16 protein-coding genes and 1 pseudogene are annotated in these 19276 nt (G+C 71.5%); 6 read left to right on the top strand and 11 right to left on the bottom strand.

Annotated elements, in window-relative coordinates; all coding sequences use genetic code 11:
* Nucleotides 1–63 precede the first annotated feature (63 nt).
* Nucleotides 64–705: an HAD family phosphatase gene (locus tag RIN75_RS01735; protein WP_309110423.1), complete on the bottom strand. Its 642-nt coding sequence runs from the start codon at nucleotides 703–705 to the stop codon at nucleotides 64–66.
* A 263-nt stretch (nucleotides 706–968) separates the two neighbouring features.
* Here RIN75_RS01735 and RIN75_RS01730 point away from each other — a divergent pair.
* The 5 genes and pseudogenes from RIN75_RS01730 to RIN75_RS01710 form a co-directional block, all read left to right on the top strand.
* Nucleotides 969–1574: pseudogene (locus tag RIN75_RS01730) on the top strand (MFS transporter); the annotation flags it as partial.
* A gap of 59 nt (nucleotides 1575–1633) precedes the next feature.
* Nucleotides 1634–3628 (top strand): PhoX family phosphatase, encoded by a 1995-nt coding sequence (locus tag RIN75_RS01725; protein WP_309109937.1) that lies wholly within the window; start codon nucleotides 1634–1636, stop codon nucleotides 3626–3628.
* Nucleotides 3629–3765: 137 nt separating this feature from the next.
* The gene (locus RIN75_RS01720; RefSeq protein WP_309109936.1) at nucleotides 3766–5844 is read left to right on the top strand and encodes a PhoX family phosphatase; all 2079 of its coding nucleotides are present in this window, start codon (nucleotides 3766–3768) and stop codon (nucleotides 5842–5844) included.
* 1 nt (nucleotide 5845) lies between these two features.
* Nucleotides 5846–6088: a hypothetical protein gene (locus tag RIN75_RS01715; protein WP_309109935.1), complete on the top strand. Its 243-nt coding sequence runs from the start codon at nucleotides 5846–5848 to the stop codon at nucleotides 6086–6088.
* Complete coding sequence (locus RIN75_RS01710; RefSeq protein ID WP_309109934.1) at nucleotides 6085–6756, top strand: SDR family oxidoreductase; 672 nt, start codon at nucleotides 6085–6087, stop codon at nucleotides 6754–6756. The genes RIN75_RS01715 and RIN75_RS01710 overlap by 4 nt, the downstream gene beginning before the upstream one ends.
* 34 nt (nucleotides 6757–6790) lie before the next feature.
* On the opposite strand, the gene RIN75_RS01705 is transcribed toward RIN75_RS01710, so the two are convergent.
* The 5 genes from RIN75_RS01705 to RIN75_RS01685 form a co-directional block, all read right to left on the bottom strand.
* On the bottom strand, nucleotides 6791–8092 hold the full coding sequence (locus tag RIN75_RS01705; protein WP_309109933.1) for an amidohydrolase: 1302 nt from the start codon (nucleotides 8090–8092) through the stop codon (nucleotides 6791–6793).
* Between the two features lie 23 nt (nucleotides 8093–8115).
* Entirely contained in the window at nucleotides 8116–9288 is a 1173-nt protein-coding gene (locus RIN75_RS01700; RefSeq protein WP_309109932.1) for a histidine kinase, read from the bottom strand.
* A 274-nt stretch (nucleotides 9289–9562) separates the two neighbouring features.
* Nucleotides 9563–10684: a nitric oxide synthase oxygenase gene (locus RIN75_RS01695; protein WP_309109931.1), complete on the bottom strand. Its 1122-nt coding sequence runs from the start codon at nucleotides 10682–10684 to the stop codon at nucleotides 9563–9565.
* A gap of 145 nt (nucleotides 10685–10829) precedes the next feature.
* The gene (gene trmB, locus RIN75_RS01690) at nucleotides 10830–11471 is read right to left on the bottom strand and encodes a tRNA (guanosine(46)-N7)-methyltransferase TrmB (RefSeq protein WP_309110422.1); all 642 of its coding nucleotides are present in this window, start codon (nucleotides 11469–11471) and stop codon (nucleotides 10830–10832) included.
* A 92-nt stretch (nucleotides 11472–11563) separates the two neighbouring features.
* Nucleotides 11564–12145, bottom strand: coding sequence for a hypothetical protein (locus RIN75_RS01685; protein ID WP_309109930.1), 582 nt, complete (start codon nucleotides 12143–12145; stop codon nucleotides 11564–11566).
* A 233-nt stretch (nucleotides 12146–12378) separates the two neighbouring features.
* Here RIN75_RS01685 and RIN75_RS01680 point away from each other — a divergent pair, with 233 nt between their 5' ends.
* Nucleotides 12379–13590, top strand: coding sequence for a S8 family serine peptidase (locus RIN75_RS01680; RefSeq protein WP_309109929.1), 1212 nt, complete (start codon nucleotides 12379–12381; stop codon nucleotides 13588–13590).
* A gap of 9 nt (nucleotides 13591–13599) precedes the next feature.
* Here RIN75_RS01680 and RIN75_RS01675 read toward each other — a convergent pair whose 3' ends face one another.
* From RIN75_RS01675 to RIN75_RS01655, 5 genes are all read right to left on the bottom strand, one after another.
* Nucleotides 13600–14499 (bottom strand): ABC transporter ATP-binding protein, encoded by a 900-nt coding sequence (locus RIN75_RS01675; RefSeq protein WP_309109928.1) that lies wholly within the window; start codon nucleotides 14497–14499, stop codon nucleotides 13600–13602.
* Between the two features lie 137 nt (nucleotides 14500–14636).
* Nucleotides 14637–15398 (bottom strand): hypothetical protein, encoded by a 762-nt coding sequence (locus RIN75_RS01670; RefSeq protein WP_309109927.1) that lies wholly within the window; start codon nucleotides 15396–15398, stop codon nucleotides 14637–14639.
* Nucleotides 15399–15406: 8 nt separating this feature from the next.
* Nucleotides 15407–16321 carry an ABC transporter ATP-binding protein gene (locus tag RIN75_RS01665; protein WP_309109926.1) on the bottom strand — a complete coding sequence of 305 codons (915 nt, stop codon included), beginning with the start codon at nucleotides 16319–16321 and terminating at the stop codon, nucleotides 15407–15409.
* A 1191-nt stretch (nucleotides 16322–17512) separates the two neighbouring features.
* A complete protein-coding gene (locus RIN75_RS01660) occupies nucleotides 17513–18160 on the bottom strand; it encodes a response regulator transcription factor (protein WP_309109925.1) in 648 nt (215 codons plus the stop codon).
* Entirely contained in the window at nucleotides 18157–19275 is a 1119-nt protein-coding gene (locus RIN75_RS01655; RefSeq protein WP_309109924.1) for a histidine kinase, read from the bottom strand. The genes RIN75_RS01660 and RIN75_RS01655 overlap by 4 nt, the downstream gene beginning before the upstream one ends.
* Nucleotide 19276: the final 1 nt, after the last annotated feature.

The following is a 19276-nucleotide window of genomic DNA, read 5'->3' as shown; positions in this document are numbered from 1 at the left end:
GCGGGCGAGACCAGCGCTGCGGAACTGTCGCTCAGCACCAGCAACGCTCACGGGGCCGGCAGGTCAGTCCGCCGACAGGGCGCTCGGCAGGTCGGAGAGCGTCCGCAACACCGTGACCTCGGCCAGCACCTTCGGGTCGGGCGGGAAGTGCGGGTTGGGGACGGCGTAGACGGTCATGCCGGCGGCCAGGGCGGAGCGGAGGCCGTTGGTGGAGTCTTCGACGGCGGCGCAGCGGGTCGGGTTCGCGCCGAGCTTCGAGGCTGCCAGCAGGTAGACGTCGGGAGCGGGTTTGCCCGCGCCGGCCTCCTCGCTGGACAGCGCCACCGGGACGACGTCGACCAGGTCGGTGGCCTCCAGGAAAGACCTGATCAGCACGGGCGGCGAGGAACTGGCGATGGCCACCGGGTACCGCGCCGCCACCTCCCGGACCACCGCGACCGCGCCCGGCAGCACAGGCGGCCCGGCCTCGTAACGGGCGGCCATCTCGGCGACCACACCCCGGGCGACCTCGTCGGTTCTCAATCGGACACCGACGTCCGAGACCAGGTAGGACGCCCACTCCGGAGTGCTCATCCCCTGCATGTCGCGGGTCGAGGTGGCGAACCACGTGCCGCCGTGGCGGGCCGCGAAGGACCGGCGCACCTCGTCCCACACCGTCTCGGAGTCCACGAGTACCCCGTCCAGGTCGAACACCACCGCTTCCACCCGCACCACCGCTTCCACGCCGACCACCCTAGTGTGAGCGCACTTACTTAGTGACGCTAAGCAAAAATATTTAGTATGGTGAAGTGAAATTTTCCGGCCGAATCCGAACACCAAGCCGAGCTCGAACGCCAGCCCGAACGTCCACGCCGACCCGAACGCCAACCCGAACCCCAACGCCAACCCGAGCGCCCACTCGAACATCGACCTGAACCCGAGACCGGACGCCGGCCCCGGCGCCAACTCGAATCGCAGCCCAACCGCGACGCCGGAGCCGACCCCAACCCCGGCAGGTGCTGAAAGCGTTGCGCCACCCCGGACTCCTGCGCACCGCGCTCGGCTCCGCCCCCTACACCGGCGCTTTCTTCGCGGTCCTCGCGTGGTCGCCGTTCGTGCTGCACTACAGCGCGGTCGCGATCGGATTGATCTTCTTCGGCTGGGGTGTCTGCGTGGCGGTGTCCAGCGCGTGGCTCGCGCCCCGGCTCGCCGACCGGTTCGGCGAACGCCGCGCCACCATCGCCGCCGTCCTCGCGTTCGCCGCGCTCATGCTGGTCATGGCCGTGCCGAACAAGCCGCTGCTGGTCGTCGCGGTGATCGTCAGCGGCCTGGTCAGCGGGCTGCTCAACACCCTGTTCACCGGCACCGCCATGAGCATCAGCCCCGCCCCGCGCCCGGTCGCCGGCGCCGGGTACAACTTCCTGCGGTGGCTCGGCGGCGCGCTCGCGGCGACGTTCGTGGGACACCTGGCGCAACCGTTCGTGGTCGCGGCGGTGGCGTGCGTCCTCGCGGCGGGGCTGCTCGCGATCGGCCGGACGAAGGACCGCCCGATCACACCCGCGGACGTGCTGGTCGGTGAAGAAGTGGTGGGTTAACAACCGGTGAACGCCGGCCTACGGTCAGTGGACCCGAACCGACCCGGAGGACCCAGACCGTGCGACACCTTCCCCTGCTGCCCAACCACTCCCCGGGCCGCGCGGCGGTGACCTGCCGCTACCGCTGCGGCGACGCGTGCTTCCACGACGCCCCCAACACCTCCGCGAACCCGTACTTCGGCGACCTGCTCAGCCGGCGTGCGGCGATCCGGGCGGGCGTCGTGGCGACCGCGTTGGCGAGCGTCCCGGTGATCGCGTCCGCGGAGGCGGAGACCGAGGCAGAGACCGCCGGGCACCCCCGCGGTCTGAACTTCACCCCGGTGCAGCCGAACACCCGGGACGAGGTGGTGGTCCCCGAGGGCTACCGCCAGGCCGTCGTGATCCGGTGGGGCGACCCGTTGTTCCCCGACGCCCCCGAGTTCGACTTCGACCACCAGACCGCCGCCGCCCAGGCCCGCCAGTTCGGCTTCAACTGCGACTTCGCCGCCCTGCTCCCGCTGGACTCGTTGGCCCGCACCAACCTCCTGGTCACCAACCACGAGTACACCAGCGAGAGCTTCATGTTCCGCGGCTACGACCCGGCGAACCCGACCCGCGAGCAGGTCGAGATCGCGTGGGCCGCGCACGGCCTGTCCGTGGTCCAGGTCGAGCAGCGCGGGGGCCGGCTGACCCCGGCGTTCTCCCGCTACAACCGGCGCATCACCATGATGACGCCGTTCGAGCTGCGCGGTCCGGCGGCCGGGTCCGACCTGCTCAAGACCTCCGCCGACCCGACCGGCACCAAGGTGTTCGGCACGCTGAACAACTGCGCGGGCGGCGTGACGCCGTGGGGCACGATCCTGTCCGGCGAGGAGAACTTCAACCAGTACTTCGCCAACGGCGGCACCGACCCGCGCCGCACCCGCTACGGCATCCCCGCCGGCGCCACCACCCGCAAGTGGGAGCGGTTCGACGAGCGGTTCGACCTCGCGCGGGAACCCAACGAGGTCAACAGATTCGGCTGGGTCGTCGAACTCGACCCGAACGACCCGGAGTCCACGCCGGTCAAGCACACCGCGCTGGGCCGGTTCAAGCACGAGTGCGCCAACGTCCGCATCGCGCGCGACGGCCGCGTGGTCGCCTACTCCGGCGACGACGAGCGGTTCGAGTACATCTACAAGTTCGTCTCCACCGGCAAGGTCCGCCCCGGCAAGAGCAAATCCGCCCGCCGGCACAACATGACCCTGCTCGACGACGGCACCCTCTACGTCGCCCGGTTCACGGGCGACAGCGACCCGGCGGAGATCGACGGCACCGGCAAGCTGCCCGCGGACGGCAAGTTCGACGGCCGCGGCGAGTGGATCCCGCTGGCCCGCGGCGACAAGTCCTATGTGGACGGTATGACCGCGGAAGAGGTCTACGTGTTCACCAGGGTGGCGGCGGACAAGGTCGGCGCCACGAAGATGGACCGCCCCGAGGACATCCAGACCCACCCGCACACCGGCACGGTCTACTGCGCCCTGAGCAACAACGTCGACCGCGGCAAGCCCGGCAAGGAAGGCGCCACCGAACCCAACCCGCGCACGTTCAACAAGCACGGCCAGGTCCTCGAACTGCGCGAGCGCGGCGGAGACGCGCTGTCCCCGCACTTCTCCTGGAACCTGGTCCTGGTGTGCGGCGACCCGGCCGACCCGAGCACGTACTTCGCGGGCTACGACAAGACCAAGGTGTCGCCGATCTCCAGCCCGGACAACGTGGCGTTCGACCGGCACGGCAACCTGTGGATCTCCAGCGACTCGGCGGGCGCGTTGAACGGCCTCAACGACGGCCTGTACGCGATGCCGCTGCACGGCCCGGAACGCGGTCACCTCAAGGCTTTCCTCACCGTGCCGCGCGGGGCGGAGACGTGCGGGCCGGTGATCGGGGACCGCGTGGTGACGGTCTGCGTGCAGCACCCCGGCGAGGTCGACGGGGCGTCGGCCGACAACCCGGTGTCGCACTGGCCCGACGGCGGCGACTCCCAGCCTCGGCCGTCCGTCGTAGCCGTGTGGCGCGACGGGTTCATCGGGGACTAACACACCCCGTGACCAGCCGGTTCCGGTCGGCAAGGGCGGGAGGTGTTCGCTTCGCGTTCACCTTCCCGTCCCCTGGAAGAGTGGTTGTGAACCTACGTTCGCCCAGGTTCCCACCTGAAGCGATCTCGGAGGTCCGCGTGTCCTCGTCCACCGATCGGGGCCGGCGCCTGCTGCCCCTGCTGCCCAACCACCCCCTCGGGCGGTCGGCGATCACCTGCAAGTACCGCTGCGGCGACGCCTGCGCGCACGAGGCACCCAACACGTCCGACAACGCCTACTTCGGCGACGTGGTCGGCGAGGTCGTGCGCCGGCGCGGCCTGCTCAAGGCCGGCGCGGTGCTCGCCGTCGCGGGCGCGGGCGTCGGGCTGGCCGGCGCGGGCACGGCCGCCGCCGAGCCCGAGGCCGACGTCGAGGCCCAGGGCCGCCGGTGGGGCCGGGACGGGCTGAACTTCGAGCCGGTCGCGCCGAACACCGAGGACCGGATCGTCACGCCCGAGGGCTACGAGTCGGCGGTCGTGATCCGCTGGGGCGACCCGGTGCTGCCGGGCGCGCCCGAGTTCGACTTCGACAACCAGACCGCCGCCGCGCAGGCCAAGCAGTTCGGGTTCAACAACGACTTCTGCGGCCTGGTCCCGCTGAACCACTGGAACCGCTGGCTCATGGTGTCCAACCACGAGTACACCTCCGAGGAGTTCCTGTTCAAGAACTGGGACTCGAACAACCCGACCAAGGAGCAGACCGAGATCGCGTGGGCCGCGCACGGCCTGTCGGTCGTCGTGGTCGAGCGCGACCACCGCAGCGGCAAGCTGCTGCCCAAGGTGGACAAGCACTTCAACCGCCGCATCACGGTGAAGTCGGAGTTCGAGCTGACCGGCCCGGCCGCCGGTTCGCAGTACCTCAAGACCTCCGCCGACCCGACCGGCACCAAGGTCTTCGGCACGCTGAACAACTGCGCGGGCGGCGTGACGCCGTGGGGCACGATCCTGTCCGGCGAGGAGAACTTCAACCAGTACTTCGCCAACGCGGGCTCCGTCACCGACCCGGTCCAGAAGGCGCGCCTGGCCCGCTACGGCCTGTCCGGCGCCGCGAGCACCCGCAAGTGGGAGCGGTTCGACAAGCGGTTCGACGTGGCGCGGGAGCCCAACGAGCCCAACCGGTTCGGCTGGGTCGTCGAGATCGACCCGCTCGACCCGAACTCCACCCCGGTCAAGCACACCGCGCTGGGCCGCTTCAAGCACGAGGGCGCGAACGTCATCGTGGCCCGCGACGGCCGCGTGGTCGCGTACATGGGTGACGACGAGCGGTTCGACTACATGTACAAGTTCGTCTCCGACGAGCGGTACAAGCCGGGCAACAGCCGCCACGCCCGCGAGCACAACAAAAAGCTGCTCGACAAGGGCACCCTGTACGTCGCGAAGTTCACCGGCGACAGCCCGGCCGCCGAGATCGACGGCACCGGCAAGCTCCCGGCCGACGGCGAGTTCGACGGCTCGGGCGTGTGGATCCCGCTGGCGTCGGGCGACAAGTCCTTCGTCGAGGGCTTCACCGCCGAAGAGGTCTACATCTTCACCCGCCAGGCCGCGGACAAGGTCGGCGCCACCAAGATGGACCGCCCCGAGGACGTCGAGCCCAACCCCCGCAACCGCCGCGTCTACGCCGCGCTCACCAACAACTCCGACCGCGGCAAGGCGGGCAAGGAAGGCGCCACCGAGCCCAACCCGCGCCTGAACAACCGCCACGGCCACGTCCTGGAGCTGGAGGAGCGCCGCGGCGACAACACGGCGACCACGTTCTCGTGGAAGCTGCTGCTGGTGTGCGGCGACCCGAACTCGGCGGACACGTACTTCGGCGGGTACGACAAGACCCAGGTGTCGCCGATCTCGTGCCCGGACAACGTCGCGTTCGACTCGCAGGGCAACCTGTGGATCTCCACCGACGGCAACGCCCTGAAGTCCAACGACGGCCTGTTCGCGGTGCCGGTCGAGGGCCGGTACCGGGGCCGCGTGAAGCAGTTCCTGACCGTGCCGAAGGGCGCGGAGACCTGCGGCCCGGTCGTGCAGGACGACTTCGTCCTGGTGTCGGTGCAGCACCCGGGCGAGATCGACGGCGCGTCGGCGAACAACCCGGCGTCGCACTGGCCGGACGGCGGCACGACCCAGCCGCGCCCGTCGGTCGTGGTGACGTGGAAGAAGGACAAGGGCCGCATCTGCGGCTGAGGTGAAGCGGGCCCGGGCGCAACTCACCCGGGCCCGCTTACCCCACCACCCTCACTCCGCTCGACAAACCGGCAAGCTGGTCATCCCGGTCCGCCCGACCACCAAAGCCCTGCACCCGCACCTGTCGATGGACGACTTCCTCGCCCGCCGCCGCCCGGACGGCCTCTCCGAAGACCACTGGCTGCGCGCCCGCGACCTCGAACCCAACGTCCGGGTCGGGCACGACCTAGGGTCTGGGGCATGACCGATCGACCCGTTGCCCTGATCACCGGCGCGTCCCGAGGCATCGGGCTGGCCGTCGCACGCCGGCTCGCCGACACCCACGACCTGCTGCTCGGCGGCCGGGACGAGCAGGCGTTGGCCGACGCCGGGGTCGGCACGCCGTGGTTCGTCGAGCTGACCGACCACGACGAACTCGCCGAAGCCGTCGCCGAGCTGGACCGGCTCGACGTCCTGGTCCACAGCGCGGGCATCGCCGAACTCGGGCCGCTGGCCGAGGCGACGACCGACACCTGGCGCCGCACCCTCGACCTCAACGTCGTCGCGGTCGCGGAGCTGACCCGGCTCGCCCTCCCGCTGCTGCGCGCCGCCCGCGGGCACGTCGTGCTGATCAACTCCGGCGCGGGCCGGCAGGCCAACGCCAACTGGGGCGTCTACGCGGCCAGCAAGTTCGCCCTGCGCGCCTACGCCGACGTGCTCCGCGCCGAGGAGACCGACCTGCGGGTCACCACCGTCTACCCCGGCCGCACCGACACCGACATGCAGCGCGGCGTCCGCGACCAGGAAGCCGGCGACTACCAGCCGAACCTCTACCTGCGCCCGGAATCGGTCGCCGAGGCCGTGCACACCGCGGTCACGGCGGCGGACGACGCCCACGTCACAGAGATCGTCATCCGCCCCCGACCGCGCTAGCACCGCGCCTTTACCGCGCCAACAGAACCCCGAGCTAGCGGAGGCGCTTCGAGACGGCCGCGACGCCCGCCTGGGCCGCACGGCGGTCCACGCGGGTCGTCTCGCCGTCGGCCACGACCTGCTCGCCCGCCACCCACACGTCCTTGACCCGCCGCGTGCCCGACGCCCACACCAGGTTCGCCAGCACCTGCTCGTCCGGCGCGTCCAAGCCGGTCGCGAACGCCGGGTCGTCCACGTCCACGTGCACGAAGTCACCCCAGCGCCCCGCCTCCAGCGCGCCGATGTCGTCCCGCCCCAGCGCCGCCGCGCCGCCGCGGGTGGCCAGCAGCAGGGCGTCGGCGGCCCGCATGGCGGTGGCGTCGAGCGTGGTCACGCGGGCCAGCAGGGCCGCCAGCCGCGCCTCCTCGAACAGGTCCAGGTCGTCGTTGGACGCGGGACCGTCCGTGCCCAGCCCGACCGACACGCCCGCGTCCAGGTACGACCGGATCGGCGCGATCCCGGACGCCAGCTTGGTGTTGGACCCCGGGCAGTGCGCGACACCCACGCCGTGCCGCGCGTAGATCTCCACGTCCTCGGGCGACAGGTGCACCGAGTGCGCCGACAGCACCCGCCCGCCCAGCACCCCGGCCTGCTCCAGCAGCTTCGGCACCGACCCGAACGCGGCCCGCTGGTCGACGTCCTCCTCCGGCGACTCGGCCACGTGGATCTGCAGCAGCGCGCCCCGGTCCCGCGCGAGGCCCGCGATCTCGCCCAGCGCCTCGGGCGCGATCAGGTACGCCGAGTGCGGCCCGTAGGACAGCTCGATCCGCTCGTGCGGCCCGAACCGCAGCCCGTCGGCGTCGATCCACCGGGTGATCTCGTCGGTCATCGGCCGCCACGGCAGGCCGGGCAGGTCCATGATCGCCGCGCCGAACACCACCCGCGACCCGGCGTCGAGCACGGCCTGGGTCAGCTGGGGGCCGTGGAAGTACATCTCGGAGCTGGTGGTGACGCCGTTGCGCAGCATCTCCACCGCGCCCAGCAGCATGCCCGCGCCGATGTCGTCCGGGGACATCTTCGCCTCGGCGGGCCACATGGCCTCGCGCAGCCACCGCAGAAGCGGCAGGTCGCCGCCAAGGCCGCGCAGGACCACCATCGGGCTGTGCGCGTGCGTGTTGACCAGGCCGGGCATGAGGATGCCGGACAGCCGGCGGACCTCGCCGTCGAACGCGGGCGCGTCGGCGGCCGGGCCGACGTGGGTGATCCGACCGTCCACGACGTCGACCACCGCGTCCCGCAGCACGGTGCAGGACGGATCGCAGGGCAGGACCACGGGGGCGTGCAGGCGCAACGACATGCCCCGATCCTGCCGCACCTACCTCACTCGGCGATGGGCAGTGCCGCGCGGACCTCCCAGCCGCCGGTCGGCCGTTGCCCCGCCGAGAACGTGCCGCCCAGCAGTTCGACCCGCTCCCGCATCCCCACCAGCCCGAACCCGCCGGACCCGCCCACCGGCGCCGCCTTGAACGCGCGCCCGTCGTCCGCGACCACCACGTGCACGGCCCCGCCCTGCACGGCCACCGACACGTCCACCCGGGTCACGTCCTCGGCGTGCTTGCGCGTGTTGGTCAGCGACTCCTGCACCAGCCGCAGCACGGAACGCCCCAGCGACGGCGGCACCTCCGACGGCAGCTCCAGCGACAACCGCACCGGCTGCCCGGACTGCGCCACCACCTGCCGCACGTCGTCGGCTAGGTCGCTGGTCGCGGCCGGCGCCGCATCCGTCTCCGCCCCGCGCAGGGTGCCGACCAGGCGCCGCATCGCGGTCAGCGCCTCGTTGCCGCTCTGCGCGATGATCGGCAGCACCTCCTGCGCCGCCGCGGGCACCGCCTGCGCGGCCTGGGCGTGGACCACGATCCCGGTCACGTAGTGCGCCACCACGTCGTGCAGCTCGCGGGCCAGCGCCATCCGCTCCGCGTGCTGGGCGGCGGCCACCTCGGCCCGCAGGGTCGTGGCGCGCTCCCGGTCGCGGGCCCGGAAGTACAGACCGGTGCCGACCGAGAGCACCAGCAGGACCGCGCCCGCCAGGACCTGCTGCCAGAACGTCGGACCGGAGTAGTCGACGTCGGCGTAGTACCGCTCCCAGTACGACGGCCGGAGTGGCTGGGTGAACCCCACCGCGAGGACGAGCGCCACGACGCCGACGAGCACGCGCGGTAGCGACGCCTGGCGCACCAGGATCGCGGTCAGCGCCATCGTCGCCGCGCCCTCGGACAGCGTCACGCCGGACACCAGCACGGCCGGCCCGGCGGTCTGGTCCACCACGTCCAGCACCACCGACGACGCCACCAGCGCGGTGGCCGCGGCCAGGGCCGCGTCGAACGGCCGGCGCGGGGACAGCACGGCCAGCGCGCACACCACGGCCGTGCCGGGCAGCTGCCACCAGGACGTCGCCTCGCTGAGGGTCTCGCTGCCCGCGAAGAAGAGCAGCGCGCACGCCAGCGGCCACTGGCGCTTGGCCAGGGTGCGCCAGCCGAGGTGAGTGCTGTCCACGGGACGTCACCGTATGTCCTCGCGGCTGATCCCGCGTCCTCCCCCGGTCGGGGTGGCGCGTCATCCGCGGGACTGACCCGAACGCGTGGCGAAATACCCCGGTGGCCGATGTCGGATGACGATTCCGGGGGTGACTCTGGAAGGGCGGGTCGGGGAACGGAGGAACGGGATGTTCACGGTCGTGGCGACGTGGGCCGGTGCGGTGTTGGGGCTGTTGGTGCTGGTCCTGATGGCGATCGCCGGGGTGCTGGTCGATTCCCAGCGGTGAGCCGGGCTAGCCCTCGGCACGCCTGCGCAGCAGTTCGGCGAGGCGGCTCGGGGAATGCGGTTGGGTGGTTTCCACCGCCGCGCCGGAAAAGCGCGCGGGGCCGCCGGTGCGGGCCCGCCGGGCGGCGGCGGGTTCGAGGCGGAACGCGGGGCGGTTGGCCGACGCCCGCTGCCGGGAGCGCAGCCAGGACAGCCGGTGCAGCGACTCGGCGTGGTGGTCGGTGATGGTGACCTCGGCGAGGTCGAAGGAGTGCAGGACGGCCCGGTTGAGCTCGACGACGGCGCGGTCGCGCCACAGGGTGCGCTCGGCGGAGGTGTCCAGGCCCAGCGCCTCGGCGACGGGCCGCGCGGCGCCGTAGCCGCCCTCGTCGGCGAGGCTGCGGGTGCCCACCTCGGAGCCGACGAACCAGGTGTTGAACGGGGCGGCGGGATAGGTGACGCCGCCGATGCACAGCTTCATGTTGGTGATCAGCGGCACGGCGTGCCAGCGCAGGCCCAGCGAGCCGAACCAGGGCAGTTCGGGGTGCTCCAGGCACACCTCGTGCACCACGTCCGGCGGGATGGTGAACAGCTTGGGCCCCTCGTGCGCGGTCTCCACGACCAGCGGCAGCACGTCGAAGCGGCCCGGTTTCTCCGGTGGCCGCCAGCCCATGCCCTGGACGACGTCGGTGAACGCGGCGTAGCGCCGGTCGCCGGTGCCGTCGGCGTAGCCCGCGTACCGGACGAGCTGCTCGTTCCAGATGCACGGGCCGGGCGCGGTGGGGGTGTCCGGGGCGAACACGGTGACCAGCGGGCGGACCTCGCCGTCGTTGGTGGCCAGCCGCAGGTGCTCCACGCACTCGCCGGCCACGGCGGCGGCGTTGCGGTAGCCGCGCAGGTCGCGGACCTTGAGCCGGCGCCACGGGACGCCGCTGGTGCACCAGCCGCTGTCGCGCAGGGCGATGCGGGCGCCGTAGGCCAGCTCGGCGGTGGTGTGCCGGTAGGTGCCGGTCTCCGCGATCTCGTCGCGGACCTCCGACAGGCGGGGGCCGACGGGGCCGGCCTCGGGGTGGGCGATGTGGAACATGCGGAGGAAGCCCTCCGCCGCGTCGATGTCGAGCGTTATCGGTTCGTTGTCTACGACGGTCACGGGCGGCAACCGTAGTTGCGGAACGGCGTCACCCGTCACTGCCAGACGGGGCACATCGGGTGATCAACAAAGCCCACTCGATGGAGTGACGAAACGACCGACCGTCGCCGTATCGACCACTCGATGACGTGACTTTATGACACGGTCAGGTGGTCTCAATCCGGTCGAACATCAGGTCGTGGCTGACCCGGTCCTCCTCGACCGCCCGCTGCTCGAACTTCGTCACCGGTCGCCACTCCGGCCGCGGCGCCCACCCGTCGTACCGGTTGCGCAGCAGCGGCTCGGCGGAGCACACCTCGAGCATCTGCTCGGCGTAGTGCTCCCAGTCCGTCGCCAGGTGCAGCGTGCCGCCCGGCTTGAGCCGCGTGGCCACCAGGTGCACGAACTCCGGCTGCACCAACCGCCGCTTGTGGTGCTTCTTCTTGGGCCACGGGTCGGGGAAGAAGATCCGCACGCCGCTCAACGAGTCCGGCTCGACGTGCTCGGTCAGCAGGTCCACGGCGTCGCCGCGCAGCACCCGCAGGTTCGTGGCGCCCAGCGCCTCGGCGCGCATCAGCAGCTGCGCCAGGCCCGGCTTGTAGACCTCGACGGCGACGTAGTTCACGTCCGGCGCGGCCGCGACCAGCTGAGCGGTCGTCTCGCCCATGCCCGAGCCGATCTCCAGCAGCACGGGGGCGTCGCGCTCGAACCACGCGGCGAAGTCGACGGGACCGGCCGGGAGCGCCTTGACCTCGCGGCCCAAGCGCTCCCAGTGGCGGTCCCACGCGCGCTGCTGCCCGACGGTCATCCGCTCCCCGCGCTGCACGTAGCTGACGACGGAACGGTGGTGCGGCGGGCGCTGGCTGGACGTCACAGGCGCACAGCCTAAGCAGCGACCGGTTACGCGATGTTCTCCAGGTCCTCGATCTGCTCACGCAGCGCGGCCGGCGTGAAGGCGATCGGCTGCCGCGTGCCCGGTCCGCGGTGCACCGGCAGCAGGTCGACCCAGCCGGGGTGCCGGTCGGTGAACTGCACGGTCGTGGGTTCGGCGGGCCCGTAGACGCCGCTCTCGGAGGGCACGAACTCCCAGTAGCCGACCTCGCCGTCGGCCGCCCACGGCACGAAGACCCAGCCCGGCCGGTCGGCCAGCAGGTCGGTGACCTCGTCCTCGACGGCGAAGCCCGCCGCCCTGGACGCGAGCTTGCCGCGGGCCAGCGCCCGCAGCCACCACGGGGCCGGGGCGTCCGCGCCCACAGCCCGGAACAACGCCAGCACCTGCTGCTCGTCGGCCCGGTGGATCCAGGCTCGGCGGCTCTGCGCAGGGGTGGTGGCGATGCCGACGCCGCCCGCGGGTTCGATCGCGTGCGACCATTCCAGTGCCATCATCGGTTCGACGCGAAGGGCGTGGTCGCGTTGCCGTGGCAGCTTCTTCGACCCGGCCGCCGACGAGTCGGCGTTCAGGTCCGGATCAAGCACCGTCACGGGTTCACCTCCGGAGGGTTCCTTGACGGGGGTATGGGAATTCGCGTGCGGACCTTCGCCGCCTCACGATTCCCTGCTTTCCATCTGACCGGGTTCAGCCGTTCCTGTCATGGTGCTGTGCGGGAGTTCACGGGCTCTTAACGAGGCCCTTACTCCGATTGCCGGACGGAACTCCGTCGAAACATCGCAGACATGGAATATCTTGTGACCTCGACCACAGGGGGAATTGGGCGATGACCCGCCGGGCGTTGCTCGCCGCGATCCTGATCGCGCTCTGCGCCCCGCCGCCGGCGGCGCACGCGCAGACGATCCGGGACCAGCAGTGGCACCTCGACGCGCTGGCGGTGCCCGCCGCGCACGAGTACTCGCGCGGCCGGGGCGTCGTGGTGGCCGTCGTCGACTCCGGCGTGGACGACACCGTCCCCGACCTGGCCGGCGGCGCGGTGCTGCCGGGCGTCGGCTTCGCGTCCGCGACCGGCACGAAGGGCACCGAGGACACCGACGGGCACGGCACCGCGATGGCCGCCCTGATCGCCGGCCGGGGCCACGACGGCGGCGCGCTGGGCGTCGCGCCGGAGGCCACGATCCTGCCCGTCTCGGTGGGGTCGGACGGGGCGAAGTTCACCACCGCGGCGGTCGCCGAGGGCATCACCTGGGCCGTCGACAACGGCGCCGACGTAATCAACCTGTCCCTGACCACCGAGGCCACCCTCACCCCCGACCTGCTGCGCGCGGTCAACCACGCGTTCGACCACGACGTCGTGGTGGTCGCGGGCACCGGCAACGACGGCGTCGAGCACATCGGCGCGCCCGCCAACATCCGCGGCGTGCTGGCCGTCGCGGGGACCGAGCGGGACCTGGTGCCGTGGGGCTCGTCCAACACCGGCCCGGAGGCGGTGCTGGCCGCGCCCGCGAAGGGCATCGTGTCCGCGGTGCCGAAGTCCGTGGTCGACACCGGGTACGCCGAGATGGACGGCACGTCCGCGGCGACCGCCCTGGTCTCCGGCGCGGCGGCCCTGGTCCGCGCCACCTACCCGGACATGAACGCGGCCAGCGTGGTGAACCGGCTGATCACGACCGCGACCGACGCCGGCGTGCCGGGCCGCGACGACGCCACCGGGTTCGGCCAGGTCGACCCGGTCGCGGCGATCACCGCGGACGTCGCCGACGTGGAGCGCAACCCACTCGCCCCGCCGCCGCGCACCACCGCGGCACCGGTCCCGACGACGGCCGCCCCGCCGGTCGCCGAACGCGCGCTCAACGGCCCCGCGTGGAGCGGCGGCGCCCGCGCCGGTATCGCGTTCGGCGGCCTGCTGGCGATTCTGGTCGGCACCGCGGTCGCCGGTCTGCTGTTGTCCAGAACGCGCCGGCCGGAGCCTCCGCCGCCGGTACCCGCGGAAATTCCACCGCCCCCGGAAGAATTCTGGAAACGCACGCGGTGGTGAATTCGGCGGCTACTCGTGCGCGTGGTACTCGACGGATTCCTTGGTCAGCTGGATGAACGCTTCCTCCAGCGACCCGCGCTGCGGGCTCAGCTCGTGCAGCGTGATGCCGTTGAGGGCGGCCAGCTCGCCGATGCGGGCGGGCTCCAGGCCGTGCACGAGCAGGGCGCCGTCGCCGTCGGTCACCCGCGCCCCGCCGGGCAGCAGCTCGCGCAGCCGGTCCAGCTGGGGTGAGCGGACCCGCACCGCGTCCTCGGTGGCGTCCCGGATGAACTGCTCGGTGCTGGTCTGCGCGATCAGCCGGCCGCGCCCGATGACGATCAGCTCCTGGGCGGTCTGCGCCATCTCCGACAGCAGGTGGCTGGACACGAACACGGTCCGCCCCTGGTCGGCGAGCCGGTGCATGAACTGCCGGATCCACTGGATGCCCTCCGGGTCCAGCCCGTTGACCGGCTCGTCGAACAGCAGCACCCGCGGGTCGCCGAGCAGCGCGCCCGCGATGCCCAGCCGCTGCGACATGCCCAGCGAGAACCCGCCGGCGCGCCGCTTGGCCACCTGGGTGAGGCCGACCAGGTCGAGCACCTCGTCCACCCGCCGGGCGGGGATGCCGTTGGACCGGGCGAGCCACAGCAGGTGGGCCCGCGCGGACCGGTTGGGGTGCACCCACTTCGCGTCCAGCAGGGCGCCGACGGTGCGCAGCGGCCGGTGCAGCTCGTGGTAGCGCTTGCCGTCGATGAGGACCTTGCCGCGGGTCGGGCGGTCGAGCCCGAGGATCATCCGCATGGTGGTGGACTTGCCCGCGCCGTTGGGGCCGAGGAACCCGGTGACCCGGCCGGCCTGGACGGTGAACGACAGGTCGTCCACGGCGACGGTGGTGCCGTAGTGCTTGGTGAGTCCGGTCGCTTCGATCATGACAGCTCCTGTCCGATCCGCTACGGCGAACGTAAGCGACGGAAGCTCGGGTCACCTCCCCGAAAGGCGACCCGAGCTTCCCCCTTCCCCCGCACCCGCCCGGCCGGCCCCGATTCCGGCCGGACGGGGTCGAACGACTAGGCGTCCCGGCGCTTCGCGACCACCAGGGACACGACGAAGAACGCCAGCGCGATGGCCGTGAAGTAGGCCAGCGACCCCCACGGCGACAGCTCGCCCGGCACCGGCGGGCCGGCGCCCTCCGGCAGGCCGCTGCTGTCCGCCTCGCCCAGCACGAACTTGTTGGCCACGGTGAACGGCAGCCACTTCTGGATGTCGTCGCCGATCTTGGGGATCAGCGTGACCAGGTTCTCCACCAGCAGCGCGAACACCAGGATGATCGACACCGCGCCGGCGGTCTGGCGGACCAGCGTGCCCACACCGAGTGCGAGCAGCGAACCGGCCGCGAACACCAGCGAGACGCCCAGGACGTGCCGCCAGTCGTTCGCGCTCTCCAGCGCGAGCTGCGAGCGGTCGGAGACGATCAGCCAACTCAGGCCCCACGAGCCGAACCCGACCAGCAGGCCGACCACGGCGGACAGCAGCGCCACCACGACGCCCTTGGCCACCAGCGGCGAGATCCGGTCGGGCACCGCCTGGAACGTCGCCTTGATCGTCCCGAACCGGTACTCGGTGGTGATCGCCAGCGCGGCCATCACCATGATCACCATCAGGCCGAACTGGTGCGTGAACGCCGACGCGACCACCGGCATCGCACCCTCGGTCGAGTTCGCCGCGATGATCGCGGTGAAGCCGATCGACAGGCCCAGCGCGAGCACCATGCACCACCACGGCGAGCGCGTGGTGAACAGCTTGATCCGTTCGACAGCGAGCAGAGTCATCTCGGTCGTCACTTCCCCGTCTCGGCCGCGTGGTACTCGACAGAATCACCGGTGAGCTGCATGAACGCCTCTTCCAGCGAACCTCGCTGAGGGCTCAGCTCGTGCAGCACCACGCCGGCGGAGGCCGCGATGTCACCCACCTGGTCACTGGTCGCACCCGTCACGGTGAGCGCGCCGTCCTCGCCCTCGCGGACGGTGAACCCCTTGTCCACCAGCATCGCGCCGAGCTTGTCGGCGTGCGGGCTGCGCACCCGCACCGCGTTCTCGGTCGAGCGCTCCACGAACTCGGTCGTCGTCGACTGCGAGATCAGCTTGCCCCGGCCGATCACGACCAGGTCGGACGCGGTGAGCGCCATCTCCGACAGCAGGTGGCTGGACACCAGCACGGTGCGGCCCTCGGCGGCCAGGCCCTGCATGAACTGGCGGATCCAGAGGATGCCCTCCGGGTCCAGGCCGTTGACCGGCTCGTCGAACAGCAACACCTTCGGGTCGCCGAGCAGCGCGCCCGCGATGCCCAACCGCTGCGACATGCCCAGCGAGAACCCGCCCGCGCGCCGCTTGGCGACCTTGGTCAGGCCGACCAGGTCCAGCACCTCGTCCACCCGCTTGCCGGGCAGGCCGTTGGACTTGGCGAGCCAGTCCAGGTGCGCCCGCGCGGACCGGTTGGGGTGCACCCACTTGGCGTCCAGCAGCGCGCCGACGGTCCGGAGTGGACGGTCGAGCTGCGTGTAGGGCTTGCCGTCGATGAGCACCTTGCCCGACGTCGGCCGGTCGAGGCCGAGGATCATCCGCATGGTGGTGGACTTGCCGGCGCCGTTGGGCCCGAGGAACCCGGTGACGCGGCCCGGCGCGACGGTGAACGACAGGTTGTCCACCGCCACCGTGTTCCCGTAGCGCTTGGTGAGGCCGATCGCCTCGATCATGGTTTCTCCCCTGGACTGGCACATCCCCCGATCTCGGCGAGAACTCTGCCCGGTTCAGGGGGTCGACCACATCGGTCTGTAGTTGACTCGTGGGTGCGACTTCAGTCTTATCGTCGGCGCTACCTCGGGTGTAGTAATCCGTGATCACCCTGAGTGGTCCCCTGAGACTTCACCCGCTACCCCTCAGGGGACCGGGCAGTGTCCGCCAAGTCACGACCGCCCCCGCAGCCGGCCACCGGCACCGCCCGTCCGAGCCGCACACCGCCCACCCGAGAGCCGCACACCGCCCACACGAGCCGCCCACCCGCATCCCGCCACCCACGCCACGGACACCCTCACGCAAACCACACCTTCGTGCCGCCGCAACCCCGCTCTCCGCTTTTCGCCGCGCAGCGGCTGCTTTTAGGCCGCGCTCCGCGCGGCGGGCTGCTCCCAGCCACGGCGGGGCTTCGGTTCCCCCACCGTATGGCCTGCCCGAAGGGCTACCACAGATTCACCGGGTGCAGCCAAAAAGTTTTGCGAGGAACGAGCAAAAGTTTTTAGCGGCACCCGGTGAATCTGTGGTTGGCTTTGTCGGGCCATACGGTGGGGAACCGACGCCCTTCCCTCCCCCATTGGTGGTTCTCCAGGCCGCTTTTGATCTTGAGAGCGCGCCGGCGCGTTCAAGCTTGAGAGCGCGTCAGCGCTGTTCAAGAGCGCGAAGCGCGTTCATTCTCCAGCAGTGCGGAGCGCGTTGCGTCTACACGCGCGAAGCGTGGACTTGAGCAGCGAAGCGCCGGTCTAAAGATTAAAGAGCCTCGCCGGCGGGCGAGCCGCCAAGGATGACACAACTACAACTGCGGGGGCTTCTTGCTTGTGCCATCCCCGCATGACCCGGCAAAGCCGACCACATTTTCGGCCGGGTGCCGCTGAAAATTTTGCTCGTTCCTCACAAAATTTTCGGCTGCACCCGGCCGAAAATGTGGTAGCCCTTCGGGCGGGCCATACGGGGATGACACAAGCAAGAAGCCCAAGTTGAAGTGTGTGCCCCGGCGGCACTGCCCGACGGCGCTGCGCGCCCAAAGCGCCGCGCTGCGCGCCGAAGGACGAGCGCTGCGTGCCGAAGGACGAGCGCTGCGTGCCGAAGGACGACGCGCTGCGCGCCGAAGGACGACGCGCTGTGCGCGGAAGAGCGGTGCACGTGGTGGACAGCTAGGGCTTCACCAGGCCGTGTTGGTAGGCGAGGGCCACCAGTTGGGCTCGGTCCCGCGCCCCGAGCTTGGCCAGGGCACGGCTGATGTGGGTCTTGGTGGTGGCCGGGCTGATCACCAGTTCCCGGGTGATCTCCTCATTGCTCAACCCCTGCGCGGCCAGCGCCACGACCTCGCGTTCCCGGGCGGTGAGCTGGGCGAAGGTGTCGTGGTCGACCGTGGACCTCGGTGCGTTGCGGGACAGCAGGCGCTTGGTCAGGCCCGGCGACAGGAGTTCCTCACCACCCGCCACTACCCGGATGCCGTGCAGTAGTTGGGCCGGGTCGGTGTTCTTCAGGAGGAAGCCGCTGGCGCCCGCCGTGAGGCCTTCGACCACGTAGTCGTCCTCGTCGAACGTGGTGAGGATCAGGACCCGCACGCCGGTCGACTCCGGGTCCGCCGCGATGCGACGGATGCCTTCCAAGCCGTCCACGCCGGGCATCTGGATGTCCATCAGGACCACGTCGGGCTTCAACTCGGCGCACAGCGCCGCCGCCGTGCCGCCGTCGGCGGCCTCTCCGACCACCGTCATGTCCGGTTCGCTGTCCACCAGGACCCGGAAGCCGCCGCGGACCAGTGCCTGGTCGTCGGCGATGAGCACCCTGATCACGCGTCCCCCTCCACCGGCAGCACGCACCGCACCTCGAAGCCGCCCTCGACCGGTCCGGCGGTGAGGGTGCCGCCGAGGGCGTGCGCCCGCGCGGTCATGCCCTCGATGCCGTGGCCGGTGCCGGTGCCCGCCCCGGTGCCGTTGTCCCTGATGACGACCTCCAGTTCGGACGCACCATAGGTCAACTCCAGGCGGACGCGGGTGGCGCGGGCGTGTCGGCGGACGTTGGTCAGGGACTCCTGGATGATCCGGAACGCGGCCAGGTCCACGGCGAGCGGGAGCGGTCGGGGGTCGTTGGCGGCGAGGTCGACCGAGACGCCGGGCACGTCCAGCAGCTTGTCCAGGTGCTTCAGGCCACCGGACGCGGTGAGGGTGCGCGGTTCGTCGGAGCGCATCACGCCCAGCAGCACGCGGACTTCGGCGAGCCCGTCGTCGCTGATCCGCTTGATGGCGTTCAAGGCTTCCACGACCTGCTCGGGTCGGCGTTGCATGACGTGCACCGCCACCCCGGCCTGCACGCTGATCGCGGCCATGGTGTGCCCGAACACGTCATGCAGTTCGCGGGCGATGACCAGGCGTTCCTCGGCGGCCTGCGCCTTGGCCTGGTCGGACCGGGCCTGCGCGATGCGCTCGGCCCGTTCCCGCGCGCCGGCCGCGAAGGCCCGGTGGGAGAAGACCGCCGCGCCGAGGGCGGTCGCCGCCGCTTCCAGCGGGATCGCGTTGAGGACCTGGTCGGAGAACCACTGGCCGCCGAGGGTGAACCGGACGGTGAGCACGGTGACCGCCGCCGTGCCGATCCCGCCGAGCACGCCGGCCTTCCAGCCCCGGTAGGCGGCCAGGGTGTAGCAGCCGATCAGGGCGGACGTGGTGACCAGCCGGCCGTGGTAGTCCAGCGCGAACCACAGAGCCGTCACCGCGTTGGCCGCGACCAGCGTCAGCACGGGCATCCGCCGGCGCACCGCGAGGGCCGCGCCGAGCACCACCGCCAACCCGATCGCGCCCCACCCGGTGGACCCGGCCGGGCCGGGCGGCCCCACCTCCAGGAAGCTCGTCCCCAGCACGAGGACGGCGAGCCCGCCGCCCAGCGCGACGTCGGCCAGTGGCACCCGCGACACG

This window comes from Saccharothrix sp., assembly GCF_031180885.1.
In the GTDB taxonomy this organism is placed as follows: domain Bacteria; phylum Actinomycetota; class Actinomycetes; order Mycobacteriales; family Pseudonocardiaceae; genus Actinosynnema.
The sequence above is the reverse complement of the archived record's forward strand: the minus strand, read 5'-3'. Positions and strand labels throughout refer to the sequence as shown.

Excerpts from the sequence above, each read along its gene's own strand:
- RIN75_RS01710 (WP_309109934.1), top strand. The coding sequence starts at position 6,085 with ATGACCGATCGACCCGTTGCCCTGATCACCGGCGCGTCCCGAGGCATC.
- RIN75_RS01705 (WP_309109933.1), bottom strand. The coding sequence starts at position 8,092 with ATGTCGTTGCGCCTGCACGCCCCCGTGGTCCTGCCCTGCGATCCGTCC.
- trmB (WP_309110422.1), bottom strand. The coding sequence starts at position 11,471 with ATGACCGTCGGGCAGCAGCGCGCGTGGGACCGCCACTGGGAGCGCTTG.
- RIN75_RS01680 (WP_309109929.1), top strand. The coding sequence starts at position 12,379 with ATGACCCGCCGGGCGTTGCTCGCCGCGATCCTGATCGCGCTCTGCGCC.
- RIN75_RS01675 (WP_309109928.1), bottom strand. The coding sequence starts at position 14,499 with ATGATCGAAGCGACCGGACTCACCAAGCACTACGGCACCACCGTCGCC.
- RIN75_RS01670 (WP_309109927.1), bottom strand. The coding sequence starts at position 15,398 with ATGACTCTGCTCGCTGTCGAACGGATCAAGCTGTTCACCACGCGCTCG.
- RIN75_RS01665 (WP_309109926.1), bottom strand. The coding sequence starts at position 16,321 with ATGATCGAGGCGATCGGCCTCACCAAGCGCTACGGGAACACGGTGGCG.